Origin of the sequence: Streptomyces mutabilis (assembly GCF_046628145.1) — a bacterium.
Lineage (GTDB): Bacteria > Actinomycetota > Actinomycetes > Streptomycetales > Streptomycetaceae > Streptomyces > Streptomyces mutabilis.
In genome coordinates this window covers 4,321,230-4,337,311 of sequence record NZ_CP176874.1, presented here as the reverse complement: position 1 = coordinate 4,337,311, position 16,082 = coordinate 4,321,230, and the positions used below count along the sequence as shown (strand labels likewise).

At 72.0% G+C, this 16,082-nt stretch carries 18 protein-coding genes and 1 pseudogene; 9 read left to right on the top strand and 10 right to left on the bottom strand.

The features are described 5' to 3' along the window. Nucleotides 1-2: 2 nt before the first annotated feature. Nucleotides 3-333, top strand: a pseudogene (locus ACLIN4_RS19510) (transposase); the annotation flags it as partial. 166 nt (nt 334-499) lie between these two features. Here ACLIN4_RS19510 and ACLIN4_RS19505 read toward each other — a convergent pair. The 3 genes from ACLIN4_RS19505 to ACLIN4_RS19495 form a co-directional block, all read right to left on the bottom strand. Next, the gene (locus tag ACLIN4_RS19505) at nt 500-1,066 is read right to left on the bottom strand and encodes a TetR/AcrR family transcriptional regulator (protein WP_289911961.1); all 567 of its coding nucleotides are present in this window, start codon (nt 1,064-1,066) and stop codon (nt 500-502) included. Then, complete coding sequence (locus ACLIN4_RS19500) at nt 1,066-1,533, bottom strand: DUF1348 family protein (RefSeq protein ID WP_107479921.1); 468 nt, start codon at nt 1,531-1,533, stop codon at nt 1,066-1,068. Before ACLIN4_RS19500 ends, ACLIN4_RS19505 begins: the two co-directional genes overlap by 1 nt. A gap of 560 nt (nt 1,534-2,093) precedes the next feature. Then, a complete protein-coding gene (locus ACLIN4_RS19495) occupies nt 2,094-2,939 on the bottom strand; it encodes a hypothetical protein (RefSeq protein WP_107479922.1) in 846 nt (281 codons plus the stop codon). Between the two features lie 175 nt (nt 2,940-3,114). Here ACLIN4_RS19495 and ACLIN4_RS19490 point away from each other — a divergent pair, with 175 nt between their 5' ends. Continuing rightward, the gene (locus tag ACLIN4_RS19490) at nt 3,115-3,753 is read left to right on the top strand and encodes a phosphatase PAP2 family protein (RefSeq protein WP_107479923.1); all 639 of its coding nucleotides are present in this window, start codon (nt 3,115-3,117) and stop codon (nt 3,751-3,753) included. 86 nt (nt 3,754-3,839) lie between these two features. Here ACLIN4_RS19490 and ACLIN4_RS19485 read toward each other — a convergent pair whose 3' ends face one another. Then, on the bottom strand, nt 3,840-4,505 hold the full coding sequence (locus tag ACLIN4_RS19485) for a response regulator transcription factor (RefSeq protein WP_307652374.1): 666 nt from the start codon (nt 4,503-4,505) through the stop codon (nt 3,840-3,842). Beyond that, a complete protein-coding gene (locus ACLIN4_RS19480) occupies nt 4,502-6,337 on the bottom strand; it encodes a sensor histidine kinase (protein ID WP_411576053.1) in 1,836 nt (611 codons plus the stop codon). The genes ACLIN4_RS19485 and ACLIN4_RS19480 overlap by 4 nt, the downstream gene beginning before the upstream one ends. A 119-nt stretch (nt 6,338-6,456) precedes the next feature. On the opposite strand from ACLIN4_RS19480, the gene ACLIN4_RS19475 reads away from it, so the two are divergent. The 5 genes from ACLIN4_RS19475 (at nt 6,457) to cseC (ending at nt 11,377) form a co-directional block, all read left to right on the top strand. Then, a complete protein-coding gene (locus ACLIN4_RS19475) occupies nt 6,457-7,455 on the top strand; it encodes an A/G-specific adenine glycosylase (protein WP_257101727.1) in 999 nt (332 codons plus the stop codon). Nucleotides 7,456-7,809: 354 nt separating this feature from the next. Then, the gene (locus tag ACLIN4_RS19470; protein WP_100048447.1) at nt 7,810-8,349 is read left to right on the top strand and encodes a SigE family RNA polymerase sigma factor; all 540 of its coding nucleotides are present in this window, start codon (nt 7,810-7,812) and stop codon (nt 8,347-8,349) included. Further along, nucleotides 8,337-9,002, top strand: a complete 666-nt coding sequence (locus ACLIN4_RS19465; protein ID WP_179342572.1) for a hypothetical protein — start codon at nt 8,337-8,339, stop codon at nt 9,000-9,002. The genes ACLIN4_RS19470 and ACLIN4_RS19465 overlap by 13 nt, the downstream gene beginning before the upstream one ends. Before the next feature lie 184 nt (nt 9,003-9,186). Then, nucleotides 9,187-9,891: a two-component system response regulator CseB gene (gene cseB / locus ACLIN4_RS19460; protein WP_100048449.1), complete on the top strand. Its 705-nt coding sequence runs from the start codon at nt 9,187-9,189 to the stop codon at nt 9,889-9,891. Nucleotides 9,892-9,907: 16 nt separating this feature from the next. Then, nucleotides 9,908-11,377, top strand: a complete 1,470-nt coding sequence (cseC, locus tag ACLIN4_RS19455) for a two-component system sensor histidine kinase CseC (RefSeq protein ID WP_107478776.1) — start codon at nt 9,908-9,910, stop codon at nt 11,375-11,377. 21 nt (nt 11,378-11,398) lie between these two features. Here cseC and ACLIN4_RS19450 read toward each other — a convergent pair whose 3' ends face one another. Both ACLIN4_RS19450 and ACLIN4_RS19445 read right to left on the bottom strand, forming a co-directional pair. Beyond that, on the bottom strand, nt 11,399-11,845 hold the full coding sequence (locus ACLIN4_RS19450) for a VOC family protein (RefSeq protein ID WP_100048451.1): 447 nt from the start codon (nt 11,843-11,845) through the stop codon (nt 11,399-11,401). A gap of 64 nt (nt 11,846-11,909) precedes the next feature. Beyond that, nucleotides 11,910-12,320, bottom strand: a complete 411-nt coding sequence (locus ACLIN4_RS19445) for a helix-turn-helix transcriptional regulator (protein ID WP_107478775.1) — start codon at nt 12,318-12,320, stop codon at nt 11,910-11,912. A gap of 84 nt (nt 12,321-12,404) precedes the next feature. Here ACLIN4_RS19445 and ACLIN4_RS19440 point away from each other — a divergent pair, with 84 nt between their 5' ends. Then, on the top strand, nt 12,405-12,854 hold the full coding sequence (locus ACLIN4_RS19440) for a hypothetical protein (protein ID WP_411576052.1): 450 nt from the start codon (nt 12,405-12,407) through the stop codon (nt 12,852-12,854). Here the strand turns inward: ACLIN4_RS19440 and ACLIN4_RS19435 are convergent. Together ACLIN4_RS19435 and ACLIN4_RS19430 are read right to left on the bottom strand one after the other, a co-directional pair. Next, complete coding sequence (locus ACLIN4_RS19435; RefSeq protein WP_381915002.1) at nt 12,851-13,030, bottom strand: DUF397 domain-containing protein; 180 nt, start codon at nt 13,028-13,030, stop codon at nt 12,851-12,853. The two genes, ACLIN4_RS19440 and ACLIN4_RS19435, sit on opposite strands and share 4 nt — an antisense overlap. Then, entirely contained in the window at nt 13,008-13,856 is an 849-nt protein-coding gene (locus tag ACLIN4_RS19430; RefSeq protein WP_289911943.1) for a helix-turn-helix domain-containing protein, read from the bottom strand. The genes ACLIN4_RS19435 and ACLIN4_RS19430 overlap by 23 nt, the downstream gene beginning before the upstream one ends. 95 nt (nt 13,857-13,951) lie before the next feature. Here ACLIN4_RS19430 and ACLIN4_RS19425 point away from each other — a divergent pair, with 95 nt between their 5' ends. Next, nucleotides 13,952-14,368, top strand: a complete 417-nt coding sequence (locus ACLIN4_RS19425; RefSeq protein ID WP_373420325.1) for an ATP-binding protein — start codon at nt 13,952-13,954, stop codon at nt 14,366-14,368. A 69-nt stretch (nt 14,369-14,437) separates the two neighbouring features. Here ACLIN4_RS19425 and ACLIN4_RS19420 read toward each other — a convergent pair whose 3' ends face one another. Beyond that, on the bottom strand, nt 14,438-16,039 hold the full coding sequence (locus ACLIN4_RS19420; protein WP_100048456.1) for an MDR family MFS transporter: 1,602 nt from the start codon (nt 16,037-16,039) through the stop codon (nt 14,438-14,440). Nucleotides 16,040-16,082 lie beyond the last annotated feature (43 nt).

Genomic DNA, 16,082 nt, shown 5'->3' with positions numbered 1-16,082 from the left:
CTCTGATCGAGCCGGTGATCACGGCGTGGAAGGACCGGCACCGTTCGGTCAGCGGTCACCAAGGCGCCTACGACATGCGGGAGATCGTGAACGCGATCCTCTACCAGGGGCGGACCGGCTGCCAGTGGGCCTATCTCCCACATGATCTGCCGCAGAAGAGTGCGACGTACTACTACTTCGCCGCCTGGCGGGACGACGGGACCGACCAGGGCATCCATGAACTCCTGCGCTGCCAGGTCCGGGAGAGGGCCCGAACGATCAGAGGACCCGACCCTGGTGGTGCTGGACACCCAGAGTGTCCACGTGGCCGCCGAGGGCCCCGCCACCACCGCGACGCTGAGCTGCGCCGGCAGGACGGCAGCAGCGAGGTGTGCCAGCCGGGGGTGCCGGCCGGTCGGAGATGGAGGCCGCATGCGGCTGAGCGATCACGCATGCGGGCACTGTGTAGTGGGGGCGGACCGGACCGGTCGCCAGACTGACGCCGGTCTGGGGTGTCCGCTCAGCGAGTGGCACCGAGCAGGTGCTGCTCGGTGCGGGCGACGATTCCGAGGAACGTCGCGTCGTCGCCGTATGCACGGGCCAAGATCAGCCCGCCCTGTATTGCCGCGACTGCGTCCAACGCGCGGTCTGCCGCTTCCTGAGGTGAGAGACCGCCGGTGCGCAGCACTCCCGCGAGGGCGTCGACCCAGTCGGTGAAGTAGGTCCGCACCGCGTCGGCGAACGTGTCCTGCTCTTCGCCCAAGGTCATCGCGGCGAACAGGCACACGCGATTGCGCGAGGTGAAGTACTCCGCCACCTCCTGCGACATAGCTTCGATCGCCTCGGCGGCGTCGTTGGCAGTGCGCAGGGGGGTGAAGATCCGTTCCTCGAACCACTCGCTTACCTGCTCGAGGACGGCAGCGGCCATGTCGGTCTTCCCTCGTGGGAAGAAGTGGTACAGGCTGCCGCGGCCGACGCCAGTCTCCTGCTGAATGACCGACAGGGAGCCGCCTTCAAAACCTCGCTTGCGGAAGACGCCGGCGAGGGCGTGGACGACGTCCGACCGGTCGAGGACGGTTCGTGCCATTACAGTCCGAGCTCGCTCAGGCCGGGGTGGTCCGCCGGACGGGGGCCGGATGCGTCCCAGAAGAACGTGCGCTCGGACTCATCGATGGCGACGTCGTTGATACTCGCGTGGCGGTGGGTCATCAGACCGTCCTTGTCGAAGTGCCAGTTCTCGTTGCCGTAGGCGCGGAACCACTGGCCGGCAGCGTCGTGGTACTCGTAGGCGAAGCGCACGGCGATCACGTCGCCGGTGTACGCCCACAGTTCCTTGATGAGGCGGTAGTCGAGTTCCCGGCCCCACTTGTCGGCGAGGAAGCCGACGATGGCGGGGCGGCCCTGCACGAAGGTCGAGCGGTTACGCCACCAGCTGTCCTCGCTGTACGCGAGGGAGACGCGCTCGGGGTCACGGGTGTTCCACGCGTCTTCGGCGGCGCGGACCTTCTGGATCGCGGTGGCCTCAGTGAACGGGGGGAGGGGAGGACGAGGCATTACGGCGCCTTTCGAGAGCAAGGTGAGTACCGATCGATTCGCCGTGTACCGATCGATTCGCCGTGTACCGATCGGTTCAACGTGTACCACTCGGTTCGGTGTGTACCTAACAGTACAGACGGCTGGTGGGGGCGTCAACGCCGGATTTCGCAGATGCGTGTATCTCGCCCCGCCCTCAAGGTCGTTACCGCTGCCCGCGCCGAGAGTTCCGCCCGCCTGCAGGTGTCAAGGCCGTGTTCGGGCAGATCAAAGCCCGCGAAGACGGTGAAGCGACCTCGACGAGCGGGCCGTGCACCACGGTGGCGTAGCTGTCACTCGACGCGGTGCGTGCACGCGGCGTCGTCGCCTCGAGTTCTCACTCCATGTTCCGTCCTGGGCACCACCCACGTCGCAGACGCCCGAGGACCGGTCCCCGGCCGGGTTCTCGCTTGGGTGCGGCTCACCCATCAGCGGCGCTCGTACAAGGCTGGCCGGCTCGATGCGCAGCGGGGCGCGGAGTCGGACTCAGACGATCAGTCACTCCGCCGATCAGACACGTGGTTGCTCAGACACCCGGTCGCTCAGTCGTTCTTCAGGACGAAGGACGTACGCACCTTCTCGAAGCCCTCGGCCTTCGCCTCCACCAGGTACGTGCCCGCCTTCGCCGATCCCGCCGGAGGGGTTCCGCACTCGGGGGCGCTCGGCTTGCGGTCCCACTTCACGGTGTAGGTGATGCCGCTACCGGCGGCCACCCGGTACTGCAGGCTGCCCGTGCCCTTCACGCAGTCGTCGGAGGACCAGTAGGCGTCGTCGCCCTCGGCCGGCGTGATCGTCAACACCGCGTTCTTCGGGCCGAGATCGACCTTGCAGTCGGCGCCGGAGGTGTTGCGCGCGGTCAGTTCGAAGGTGGGGGTCTGGCCCGGCGTGTAGTTGTTGCGGACGCTGCGCAGGCTCAACTTCACGGCGCCCGGCGTGCAGTCGGGCAGGCCCGAACCGCCCGGCAGTGCGTCGCCCGCGCCGACTCCGGTCGCCGCGCCGCCCGCGGAGCCGCCCGCACCCGCGCCGTTTCCGGTGCCGTTCCCGGCGCCGCCACCCGCGCCGCCGGAGCCGGTCCCGCCGGACTCGCCGCCGCCCGCGCCCCCGGTGCCCGAGCCCGACCCGTCGGAGTCACCGCCGCCCGACTCGTCGCGTCCGCCCGGGGCTTCACTGATCGCCGGACCGGAGCTCGAGGGTCCGGGGGTGATCGAGGGTGCCGGGTTCTTGCCGTTGGCGCCGTCCTCACGGTCCTTGCCGCCGCCACCGTCGCCGGAGACCACGACCCACGCGATCAACAGTGTCAATAGGGCGAGCAGGGACAGCAGTACGGCCCTCCGTCGCCAGTAGATGGAGGAGGGAAGCGGCCCGACCGGATTGCGCAGAGATCCCACGGCGCAAACTGTACGAGAGATCGGCGCGTTCCCTTGTCCCACCCGCCGTTCGGGGCGGGATCTTTTACCGATCATCATTCCGGAGACGGTCCCGGACCCCCTGCCGATCGTCAGGGGCGGCACATGTCGATCGCAGGGTGTGACGACATCGGGCCGTTGCCTACCGTCCGTGAGCATGAACTTCGAGGACGACGAGCTCTACCGAGACATCACCGGCTTCGCCCATGACACCCCAACGTGGGTACAGCACACGGCGGAAGTGTGGACGGAGGCGGGAATCCTTCTGTTCGGGGCGCTGTTCGTCGTCGCCTGGTGGCGGTCGAGGAGCGACAGCACCCGCGCCTTCGCGATCGCAGCCCTTGCACCCGTGGCCACGGCTTTGGCCTACGTCGGCAGCGAGCTGGTCAAGTCCGTGTTCGCGCAGGAACGTCCGTGCCGGGCGGTCACCGGAGCGGTGCCGTCCCTGGCCGAGTGCCCGCCGACCGGCGACTGGTCCTTCCCGAGCAACCACGCGACGATAGCGGGGGCTTCGGCGGTGACGCTGGCCCTGGTCCGGCGTGCGCTCGTGTGGCTGACGGCTCCGCTGGCCCTGCTGATGGCCTTCTCCCGGGTCTTCGTCGGCGTCCACTACCCCCACGACGTCGTCGCCGGGCTGCTGTTCGGCGCCCTGGTCGCCGCCGTCGCCGTACGCCTGGGCACGCGCCCGGCGACACGACTGGCCGAGGCGATGCGGACGTCGTCGGCCCCGGCGGTGCGGTGGCTGACCGGGGAGGGGCCGCGCACCGCGTACGCCGCCTCGCACCGGCGTCGTTGAGACGGCACGGGCGTCGTCGAGTCGGCTCGGGCGCCATCGAGCCGACTCCAGCGCCATCGAACCGGCTCGGGCGTCGTCGAGTCGGTTCAGGTGTCCGTCTCGACGAGTCCCGCCTCGTACGCCACGATCGCCGCCACGACCCGGTTGCGTACCTCGAGCCGTTCCAGGACCGCGCTCACGTACGCCTTCACCGTGCCCTCGACGAGGTGGAGCCGGGCGGCGATCTCCGGGTTGGACAGGCCGGCGCCGACGAGGCCGAGGACCTCGCGCTCGCGCGGGCTGAGGAGTGCGACGCGTGCGCGTGCCCGCTCCTCGCGGGCGAACCGGCCGCCGTCCCTGCCCAGGTCCTCGACGACGTACCGGGCGACCTTCGGGGAGAGGAAGGCGGCGCCGTCCGCCACGGCCCGTACACCGGCCATCAGTTCGTAGGGGTCGCCGGACTTGAGGAGGAAGCCGGTGGCTCCTGCGGCCAGGGCGCGGGCCACGTAGGAGTGTTCGGAGAAGGTGGTCAGCATCGCCACCGCCGTGCCGGGGACGGTCCGCACCAGCTCCTCGGCCGCCGCGAGGCCGTCCAGGCGGGGCATGCGGATGTCCAGCAGGACCACGTCGGGGCGGTGTGCGCGGGCGAGTTCGACCGCCTCGCGGCCGTCGCCCGCCTCGGCGACGACCTCGCTCTCGCCGCCGCTCGCCAGGATGGCGCGCACGCCGGCCCGCACCATCGCCTCGTCGTCGGCCAGCAGTACCCGGATCACCGTGCGGGTCCCCCGTTCTCCGTGTTCTCGTCGCGGTCCTGGTCCGGCCGGCCGATGCCGGAGACGACGTCCTTCGCGATCAGTTTCCCCTGTTCTCCCCGGGCGTCGAAGCAGAGCCGGAAGTGGTCGATGGAGACCAGGAGTTCGCCGCTCGCCCGGTAGTAGACGCAGTGGGCGCCGGGTGGTGGTGCGGGGGCGCGGTCGGTGGGCGGGTCGTGCGCCTCGCGGTCCGGGAGCACGGGCACGACCTCGCCGTAAGGCATGCCCGGGCTCAGTTCCGCGTACGCGGCCGGGGTGAGCACCGAGTGCGTCTCCGTGTACGCGTACCAGCCGAAGGCCGCCCCGACCAGGACGGCGCCCGCACCGGCGGCGGCGCCCAGGCCCAGGGCTACGCGACGGCGGGCGTGGGTGAAGGGGGCGGCGGAGGTCGTGGGTGTGGTCGGGGTGACGGAGGACGTGGGGGCGGTCGTGGGAGCGGTGGGCGGCAGGGCGGAGGTGGTGGGCTGCTGTGCGGGGACGTACGCCCGCACGCGGAACCCCTCACCGTGCGGGCCTGCCCGGAAGTCGCCGCCGACCGAGGTGACGGCGGCGCGCAGCCCGAGCAGGCCGGAACCGCCCTGGCTCGGGGCAGCCTCCTGGGTGGCCGGTCCGTTGGTGACGGTGACGGCCGTGCCGTGGCCCTGGTCCTCGACCGCCACGACGACCGGGGCTCCCGGCGCGTGCCGGGCCGCGTTGGTGAGCGCCTCGCGCACGATGCGGTGCAGGAGGCGTCCGGCGATGCCGCCGGGCTCGGGGGCGTGGGCGGTGTCCGGGGCGCGCTCCCAGCGGACGGGGAGACCCGACTCGGCGGCCCGGGCGACGAGTTCCTCGACGCTCTCCCCCGCGGGGACGAGCGGGACCGGATCGTCGTCCTCGCGCAGTACGCCGATGATGCGGTGCAGGTGGTCGGTGGCGTCCGCGGCGGCGACGCGCAGGTCGGCCGCGGCGGCCCTGTGGTCGTCGGCGAGGCCGGGCGAGACCTGGAGGGCGGCGGCGCGCAGGGCGAGCAGGCTCAGTTCGTGGCCGAGGGAGTCGTGCATGTCCTGGGCGATCCGGGCCCGTTCGCGCAGCCTGGCCCGTTCCTCGGCGTGCCGCTGTTCGTCCTCCAGCCGGGCGGCCCTGAGCCAGCCGGCCTCGGCCAGCGCCCGGCTCTGGCGCCAGTAGCGTCCGCAGAGCCAGGGGAAGACGCAGCCGAAGAGCAGCGTGCCCGTCATGACCAGCCACTCGGGCGGCGGGTCGACTCCGACCAGCGCGATCCGCGCCGTGCCGACGAGTCCGAGGGCCACGAAGGCGGCGACCGCGGGGCGGGCCCGGGGGGCGCGCAGGCCCAGCAGCAGGGCGAAGACGCCCAGGGCGGGGCCGTAGGAGACGGTGAACAGGGCCGGGGCGGCGGCCAGGCTCACGCCCGCCGCGAGTACGAAGGCGACGAGGGGCCGGCGCCGGGAGCAGGCGGCGGCTCCGGCGAGCACCCCGAGGCCGGCCAGTTGCTGCCAGAGCGGACGGGGCTCGTTCATGCCGAGCCCGTCCGCGGTGACGGCCGGCAGCGCCAGGACGGCCCAGAGGAGGACGCCTCTGGCCACGGGGGCGAGTCGGGAGGTGGCGGGCGTGGGGGTTCCGGCGGCCGGGCCCGCCCCGAGGGCCGGGGTGGTGGCGGGAGCGGCGTCGGGGCCGGAGGGGGCGCGGTGGCCGGGAGCCGCCTCCCGTGCCGGGCCCGGTGCGGTGCGGTCGCCGGGGGAAGCGTGCCGGCCCGCTGCGGCGGGGCCCGCGTCGCCGGACGGACGGGTACCTTCCATGGGACCGACGCTACAAGCGGCGGACGGGGCGGCGCCCCTGCCGATCGTCAGGTGTCGTGGCCGCCACCGGGTGGCGGTGCGCCCGTGCGGTGGTCCTTCCGTGGCAGGATCGGAGGGTCATGACTGCGCCCACGAAGCCCTCGCACAACGGCCCCTCCGACCCCGCCGGGACCCCGGCCCCCGCCGCCGTCCCCGGTACGTCCGTCCCCGCCGCGGTGGCCGGTACGTCTGTCCCCGCCGCGTCCGCCGTGCCGCTGCACGCCCCCGTCGTCGACTGGTTCGACGAGCACGCCCGTGACCTGCCGTGGCGGCGTCCCGAGGCCGGTGCGTGGGGTGTGATGGTCAGTGAGTTCATGCTCCAGCAGACGCCGGTGAACCGCGTCCTGCCCGTCTACGAGCAGTGGATGGCCCGCTGGCCGCGCCCCGCCGACCTCGCCGCGGAGGCACCCGGCGAGGCGGTCCGGGCCTGGGGCCGGCTCGGCTACCCGCGTCGCGCCCTGCGCCTGCACGGCGCGGCCGCGGCCATAGCGGAACGGCACGGCGGTGACGTGCCGTCGGACCACGCGCAACTGCTGGCGCTGCCCGGCATCGGCGAGTACACGGCCGCCGCGGTCGCCTCGTTCGCCTACGGCCAGCGGCACGCCGTGCTGGACACCAACGTCCGCCGGGTCCTCGCCCGCGCGGTCACCGGGGTGCAGTACCCGCCGAACGCCACCACCGCCGCGGAACGGAAGCTGGCACGCGCGCTGCTGCCGGACGACGAGCGCGACGCCGCCCGCTGGGCGGCCGCGTCCATGGAGCTGGGCGCCCTGGTGTGCACGGCGAAGAACGAGTCCTGCCACCGCTGTCCGATCGCCGGCCGGTGTGCCTGGCGGCTGGCCGGAAAGCCCGCGCACGACGGGCCGCCGAGGCGCGGGCAGACGTACGCGGGCACCGACCGGCAGGTGCGCGGCCGGCTGCTCGCGGTACTGCGGGAGGCGCCCGGGCCGGTGCCGCAGGCGGCCCTCGACCAGGTGTGGCACGAGCCGGTGCAGCGTGCCCGCGCCCTGGACGGCCTCGTCGCCGACGGCCTGGTGGAACCGCTGGCGGACGGGCTGTACCGGCTGCCGCTGAGCTGACGTACGGCGCGGGCACAGGGCGGGATCAGGACGGGAACGGGACGGGATCAGGGCCGGCAGCGGTGTGCCGTCGTCCGTGACACCGGTGTGCCGCAGCCCGTCACATCCGCAGCACCCGTCACATCCGCACGATCGGACAGAACAACCCGTACCACCCCCGAACAGGGCATCGATTTACCCGGTTCCTCCTTCCGTTACACAACCGACGGACAGCCGAGGGCTTGCCGAAGGTTGCTCCGCACAGCGCCGTGACAACGGTTCCCTACCTTCGTTTCCGTGCCCCGCAGGCACAGACGACTACGGACCACAGGCAGTGGGCCGGCGGTGACCACCGTCGGAGTACGGGGAAGGCGGTTGACCATGGGCGAGGTGCTCGAGTTCGAGGAGTACGTCCGCACCCGGCAGGACGCGCTGCTGCGCAGCGCCCGGCGCCTGGTCCCGGACCCCGTCGACGCCCAGGACCTGCTGCAGACCGCGCTGGCGCGGACGTACCGCCGCTGGTCGACCATCGAGGACAAGCGGCTCGCGGACGCCTACCTGCGCCGCGTGATGATCAACACGCGGACCGAGTGGTGGCGGGCGCGGAAGCTGGAGGAGGTGCCGACCGAGCAGCTCCCGGAGTCCTGCGTGGACGACTCCACCGAGCAGCACGCGGACCGCGCCCTGCTGATGGACGTCATGAAGGTGCTCGCCCCGAAGCAGCGCAGCGTCGTGGTGCTGCGACACTGGGAGCAGATGTCAACGGAGGAGACCGCCGCCGCCCTCGGCATGTCGGCGGGAACGGTCAAGAGCACGCTGCACCGGGCGCTCGCCCGGCTCCGCGAGGAGCTGGTCGCCCGCGATCTGGACGCGCGGGCGCTGGAGCGTGAGGAGCGGGAGCGTTGCGCGGCCTGACCGCCGGTCGATCACCCGGCAAGGCAAGGAGTGGCACGCAGGCGGCGAGTGCGGCGGTGGCCGCGTTCGTCGCCCTCGGCGTTTCCCTGTCCGGCTGCGGGGCGGGCGGCACCGGCGCCCGCGACGAGGGGCCCGCCCACGCGGAGGCGGTGGAGGGCGCGGCCTCCCCCTCGCCCGTGGCCTCTCCCTCGAAGGTTCCCGACCGCGTGGACGCGGTACGGCTCGTCAAGACCGACCCGAAGGTCTCCGCGGAGGTCAAGCGCGAGCTGAAGCCGTGCGTCGCCGACCAGTACCCCGTCGACGTGTCGTACGGGAAGCTGACCGGCGGCTCCGCCGAGGACGTCGTCGTCAACGTGCTGACGTGCGGTGACGGGGTGGGTGTGGGCAGTTACGTGTACCGCGAGGAGGACGGCGCGTACCAGAATGTGTTCCAGGCGGAGGAGCCCCCGGTCTACGCGGAGATCGACCGCGGCGATCTGGTGGTGTCCAAGCAGGTGTACGAGAGGGGCGACCCGGTGTCGAGCCCGTCCAGCCAGATCGTGATCACGTACGGCTGGTCGTCGGGCCGGTTCACCGAGGAGTACCGCACCCACAACGACTACAGCAACGCGGTCGGCAGCGTGCCCTCCCCGGTTCCGGACCCGGAGAGCTGACCCGGAGAGCGGGCGCGCACGGCGGGGTGAACCGTTCGGGCCGCCCGCACCGATGAAGACATGAACACCGGCGATCGAGACGAGAACGCCGGCGATGGAGACATCGACACCGGCGGGGGAATGAACGCGGCGGGCGATCGCCGCGTCTACCGAGTGACCGCACACGAGGACTGAGAGCACCGGGATGGCAGACCAGACCCACGTCCTGTTCGTCGAGGACGACGACGTCATCCGCGAGGCCACGCAGCTCGCCCTGGAGCGGGACGGCTTCGCGGTCACCGCGATGCCCGACGGACTGTCGGGGCTGGAGGCGTTCCGGGCCGACCGACCCGACATCGCGCTCCTCGACGTCATGCTCCCGGGCCTCGACGGCGTCAGCCTGTGCCGCCGCATCCGGGACGAGTCCACCGTGCCGGTGATCATGCTGTCGGCGCGGGCGGACTCCATCGACGTGGTGCTCGGCCTGGAGGCGGGCGCCGACGACTACGTGACCAAGCCGTTCGACGGGGCCGTACTGGTCGCCCGGATCCGCGCGGTACTGCGCCGCTTCGGGCACGCGGGCGGCGGCGACCGGGCGGACGCGGGGGGCGCCTCGGACACCGGGGGCGTGCTGACCTTCGGTGAGCTGGAGGTCGACACCGAGGGCATGGAGGTACGGCGGGCCGGGCGGCCGGTGGCGCTCACCCCGACCGAGATGCGGCTGCTGCTGGAGTTCTCCTCGGCGCCGGGCACGGTGCTCTCGCGCGACAAGCTCCTGGAGCGCGTGTGGGACTACGGCTGGGGCGGGGACACCCGCGTCGTCGACGTCCATGTGCAGCGGCTGCGTACCAAGATCGGCCAGGACCGGATCGAGACGGTCCGCGGCTTCGGCTACAAGTTGAAGGCCTGAGCGGGGATACAGGGATATGCGGGGGTTCTTCCGACGCCGGTCCGCCTCACCGGGCCGCCCGAGTGAGGGCACGGGACCGGGCCGCCCGGGTGAGGGCAGGAGGCCGGTCCGTCCAGGCCGGGGTGGACGGCCGGGCCGCCCGGCGGTGAGGCCGGGCATCCGCACGCTGGGCATCCGCAGCGGGCTGCGGTGGAAGCTCAGTGCGGCCATCGCGCTGGTCGGCGCGCTGGTCGCGGTCGCGCTGAGCCTGGTCGTGCACAACGCGGCGCGGGTCTCGATGCTGGACAACGCGCGCGACCTCGCCGACGACCGGGTCCTGATCGCCCAGCGCAACTACGAGCTGTCCGGGCGGCAGAACTTCCCCAACGCCAAGATCGACGACCCCGAGCTGCCCCCGGAACTGCTCCGCAAGGTCGAGGCCGGGCGGCGGGCGACGTACGTCTCCGAGGGGCCGGACGGGGTGACGGACATCTGGGCCGCCGTGCCGCTCAAGGACGGGCACGTGATGTCCCTGCACTCCGGGTTCACCGACCGCAGCTCCGACATCCTCAAGGACCTGGACCAGGCCCTCGTCATCGGCTCCATCGCGGTCGTCCTCGGCGGCAGCGCCCTCGGCGTGCTCATCGGCGGCCAGCTGTCGCGCCGGCTGCGCAAGGCCGCCGCAGCCGCGAACGAGGTCGCCAAGGGCGAACCCGACGTGCGGGTGCGGGACGCCATCGGCGGTGTCGTCCGGGACGAGACCGACGACCTCGCGAGCGCGGTGGACGCCATGGCGGACGCCCTGCAGAAGCGGCTGGAGGCCGAGCGCCGGGTCACCGCGGACATCGCGCACGAGCTGCGTACGCCGGTGACCGGGCTGCTGACGGCGGCCGAGCTGCTGCCGCCGGGGCGGCCGACCGAGCTGGTGCTGGACCGGGCGAAGGCGATGCGCAAGCTGGTGGAGGACGTGCTGGAGGTGGCCCGGCTCGACGGGGCCTCCGAGCGGGCCGAGCTGCAGGACATCATGCTGGGTGACTTCGTGACCCGGCGGGTGGCGGCCAAGGACCCGGACGTCGCCGTCCACGTGGTGCACGAGTCGGAGGTCACCACCGACCCGCGGCGCCTGGAGCGCGTGCTGTTCAACCTGCTCGCCAACGCCGCCCGGCACGGCCGTCCACCGGTCGAGGTCAGCGTGGAGGGCCGGGTGATCCGGGTCCGCGACCACGGGCCGGGCTTCCCCGAGGACCTCCTCGCCGAGGGGCCGAGCCGCTTCCGCACCGGCGCCGCGGACCGGGCCGGCCGCGGTCACGGGCTGGGCCTGACCATCGCGGCCGGGCAGGCCCGGGTCCTGGGCGCCCGGCTCACCTTCCGCAACGTACGGCCCGCCGGGGCGCCCGAGCACGTGCCGGCCGAGGGCGCGGTCGCCGTGCTGTGGCTTCCGGAGCACGCGCCGACGAACACCGGGAGCTACCCGATGCTGCCGGACCGGGCGGCCACCGCCTCCTGACGCCCACGGGGCGGGGCGGCGCTAGCAGGCGAAGTCCTGGTCCATGTCGAGGCCGCCCTCGCGGGGCTGGGTGAAGGAGAACCAGTTGCCGGAGTCGTCGCGGAAGAGGGCCTCCGTGCCGTACGGGCGCTCCTGCGGCTCCTGGAGGAACTCGACGCCGCGGTCCTTGAGCTTCTTGTAGTCGCCGTGGATGTCGTCGGTGGTCAGCACACCGGCGCCGAGCGCGCCCTTGGCCACCAGCTTCCTGATCATCTCGGCGGACTCGGGGTCCATCGCGGGGCCGGACGGGAGCATCAGGGTCAGTTCGACGTCGGGCTGGTTCGGCGAGCCGACGGTGAGCCAGCGCATGCCGCCCTCGCCCATGGTCATGTCGGTGCGGACCTCCAGGCCCAGCTTCTCGGTGTAGAACTCCTTGGCCCGGTCCTGGTCGAGGACCCAGACGGTCGAGATGGCGAGACCCTTGATCATGGCGTGCTCCTGCTGCTGTCCGGTGGCCGTTTCCCTTGTCCTGCCACGGTAGGCAGCGCCGGTCTCAGTCCGCTTCTCCGGAATTGCGCCGCACGCCGCCCGCCCAGTGCATGACGTAGCAGCCGGGTATGAGGGCGGTGCCCCGGCCGACGTGCTTCGTCCGGTACTCGCTCGGGGTCAGGCCGGTCCACGCCTTGAACCGGGTGGAGAAGGTGCCGAGGCTGCTGAAGCCGACCAGGTGGCAGATCTCGGTGACGGACAGGTTGGCGGTGCGCAGCATGTCCTCGGCGCGCTCGATGCGGCGGCGGGTGAGGTACTGGCCGGGCGTCTCGCCGTACGCCTCCTTGAAGGCGCGCAGGAAGTGGTACCGGGAGTACCCGGCGTGCGCGGCGACCGCGTCCAGGTCCAGGGCCGGGTCGGCCCAGTCCCGGTCCATGGCGTCCTTCGCCAGCCGCAGCTGCCGCAGCTTGTCCATACGCCGATGGTGGCACGGGCCACTGACACCGGCCGGTGGGTGCGCGGGCGGCGGTGTCGGTGGTCGCCCCTAGCCTTGGGCGCCATGGGGATACGGATCGACGCAGAGGTGTCCTACCCGGTCAACGACGAGGTGGAGCGGGTGCTCGGGCTGGCCGAGGCGGTCGGCGAGCCGGTCACGGTCACGTTCGTGTGGGACAGGGGCCGGCCCATGCTGCACGGGGTGCTGGTGCCCTCGGCGACGCTGGCGCTCTGGGAACACTGGGCGCCCACCGCCTACACGGCAGGCGACCGAGGGGAGGAGCCGGCGCTGGCTCACCCCGAGGAGTTCGGTCCGTACACGCTCTTCCGGCGTCGCGCCGGAGGGCGCACGGCGGTCGCCCGCGACGGCGTGGTGGTCGCCGAGCTCCTGGACCCGGTCGAGGCGCACTGGCTCGAGGAGCAGGCCCGCAACGTCCGCCAGGGCTTCATGGACCCGAAGCAGAAGGCGGCGTTCGAGGAGTTCCTCGCCCGGCAGGCGGCGCGCGGCGACTAACGCAGCCCGTCGACGAACGCCTGCCAGGCCCGGGCCCCGACGGTGACGACCGGGCCGGACGTGTTCTTGCTGTCGCGCACGGGGACGGCGCCGGTGGGGCAGTTGTCGGCCACCTCGACGCAGTCGCCGCCGGTGTTGCCGCTGTAACTGGACTTACGCCACTGGGTGTTCCTCAAGCTGGGAGCCGTGTCCATAACGTTCCTCCATCACCCGCGTGATCAGTTCGGCCGAATCCTCCACGGAGAGGGCGGCAGCCTGCAAGCGAGCGTAACGGAGAGCGGCTTCCCTGATGGTCTCCGGATTGGCCGTCATGTGACCGGAGATGATGTCCTCCGTGTAGACGATGTCCGGGTTGTCGTCGAAGCGGAGGAAGTTGAACGAACCGGCGAGGCTGGCGTGGGCCCCCGCCTCGTTCGGCAGCACCTGCACATGCATCCACCGGTGGCCGGCGAACTCCAACAGCCGTTCCAGTTGGCGCCGCATGACCTCCCGGCCGCCGATCGGCCGATGCAGTACCGCCTCGTCCAGCACCACCCAGGTCAGCGGCGGCTGCTTACGCTCCAGGATGCGCTGGCGTTCCATCCGCGCCGCCAACAGGCCTTCCAGGTCGTCCGGCATGCCGGTGGCGAGCACCGCCCGCGCGTACTCCTCCGTCTGCAACAACCCGTAGACCAACTGCGCCTGATACGTCGAGATGTACGCCGCCTTCGCCTCCATCTCCGCGTACGGCTGGAACCACGTGGGCAGTTGGCTGCGCAGCACCAGCCCGATCAGCCGCGAGAACAACCCGTCCGTGCCCAGCGCCGCGTCCACCCGCTCGGAGAAGTCCCGCGTCGGGACCTTCTTCGTGGTCTCGATCTGGCCGATCAGTGAGCCGGTGCAGAAGATGATCTCGCCGAGCTGGCCCTGCTTGAGGCCGTGCGCCTCGCGCTGGCGGCGCAGTTCCCAGCCGTAGTAGTCGAGCGGGGAAGCGGTCGGGTCGAGGGACTGGACGTTGGCCACTGCGGCACCTCACTCCGGGACTGCGGACGGCAACACCTCACGGCGTTCGTTCCTGTGCGTAGCCGAGCGTACGCAGCGCGTCGCAGCCTTGTGGCGTGAATCACGCAACCGGTCCGCGAGCGGCGGACGTCGAGAGCCAGTACCACGCCGAGTTCGCCATGGGCGCGCACTCGGCCCGCCATCTGCGCCGCGTGCTGCGGCTGTACCTCGTCCGCTCCGGGCTGCGGGAGGTGGCCGACGCCGCCGAGCTGGCGCTCACGGAGCTGGTCGCCAACGTCGTACGGCACGTGCCCGGCCGCCGCTGCCGCGTGTGCTTCCTGCTGTACCCGGGCGGAGTGCGCGTGGAGGTCGCCGACGACTGTCCGGAGCTGCCGGTGGCGGTGGCCGCCGACGCGCTGGGCGAGGGCGGGCGCGGGCTCGTGATCGTCGGGGCGGTGACGGACCGGTGGGGCGTCACGGCGTACGCCGACGGGCGGGGCAAGACGGTGTGGTTCGAGTGCGGCCGCGGCTGACCGGCGTACGACGAAGGCCCCCGGGTGGCCGGAACCACCCGGGGGCCTCGGCGCAGGCGGCGCGGGCGCTCACACCGCCTCGGTCACCGGTGCCTTCGCCGCCGCCGTGTCGTCGTCCCCGTCGGCCGGGCCGTCCGCCGCCTTCGGGCCCGCGCCCTTCAGCGGGACCTCCTTCACGAAGACCGCCGCGACCAGCGCGAGGACCGCCACCGCGGCACCCAGCAGGAAGGCGCCGTGGCTTCCGGCGGACACCGCGTGCTGGTAGGCGTCGCGCGCCGCCTCGGGCAGCTTGGCCAGGCTCGCCGCGTCCAGCTGCGCCGACTGCTCCGTCACCTTCGACCCCAGCGCCCCGGCCCGCTCGGCCATGACGTCCTGCACCCGGTGGTTGAAGAGCGCGCCCATGATCGCGACGCCGAAGGAGGAGCCGAGCGTACGGAAGAGGGTGGTGGACGAGGACGCGACGCCCATGTCCTTCATCTCCACGCTGTTCTGCGCGACCAGCATGGTGATCTGCATCAGACAGCCCATGCCGAGACCGACCACGGCCATGTACACGCCGGAGGTGAAGCGGCTGGTGTCGGTGTCCATGAGGGAGAGCAGGTAGAGCCCGACGGTCATCAGCACGCCGCCCGCGATGGGGAAGATCTTGTACCGGCCGGTGTTGGTCGTCACCCGCCCCGCGACCATCGACATGACGAGCATCGCGCCCAGCATCGGCAGGAGCAGCAGCCCCGAGTTGGTGGCGGAGGCCCCCTGCACCGCCTGCTGGTACAGCGGCAGGAAGAGGGTGGCGCCGAACATCACGAAGCCGGTGATGAAGCCGATCAGGGACATCAGCGTGAAGTTGCGGCTGCGGAAGATGTGCAGCGGCACGACCGGCTCGGCGGCCTTGGTCTGCCAGAACACGAACCCGACCAGCGCGGCGACGCCGATGCCGATCAGCTCCATGATCCGCGCGGAGGTCCAGGCGTACTCGGTGCCGCCCCAGGTGGTGACCAGCACGATCGCGGTGATGCCGACGGTCAGCAGCGCGGCGCCGAGATAGTCGATCCGGGCCTGGCCGCGCTTCTTCGGCAGGTGCAGCACGGCGCTGATGGCGACCAGCGCGATCGCGCCGAGCGGCAGGTTGATGTAGAAGGACCAGCGCCAGCCCCAGTGGTCGGTGATGGTGCCGCCGACCAGCGGTCCGCCGATCATGGCCAGCGCCATGACGGCGGCCATCATGCCCTGGTACTTGCCGCGCTCCCGCGGCGGTATCAGGTCGCCGATGATGGCCATCACACCGACCATCAGACCGCCGGCGCCGAGGCCCTGGACGGCGCGGAAGCCGATGAGCTGGCCCATGTCCTGGGCCATGCCGCTGAGCGCGGAGCCGATCAGGAAGATGACGATGGACGTCATGAAGACGCCCTTGCGCCCGTACATGTCGCCGAGCTTGCCCCACAGCGGCGTGGAGGCCGCGGTCGCGAGCGTGTAGGCCGTGACCACCCAGGACAGGTGCTCCAGGCCGCCCAGCTCGCCCACGATCGTCGGCATTGCCGTACCGATGATCATGTTGTCCAGCATCGCGAGCATCATCGCGATCATGAGCGCGAGCAGGACCACCCGCACGCTCCTCGGCTGTTTGCCGTCACCCGTTTCGACGGCCCCCGCCGCCGGTGCGTCCGCCATGAACCTTCACTCCCCCAGCTGCCGCTGTGTCTCGCACCTACTT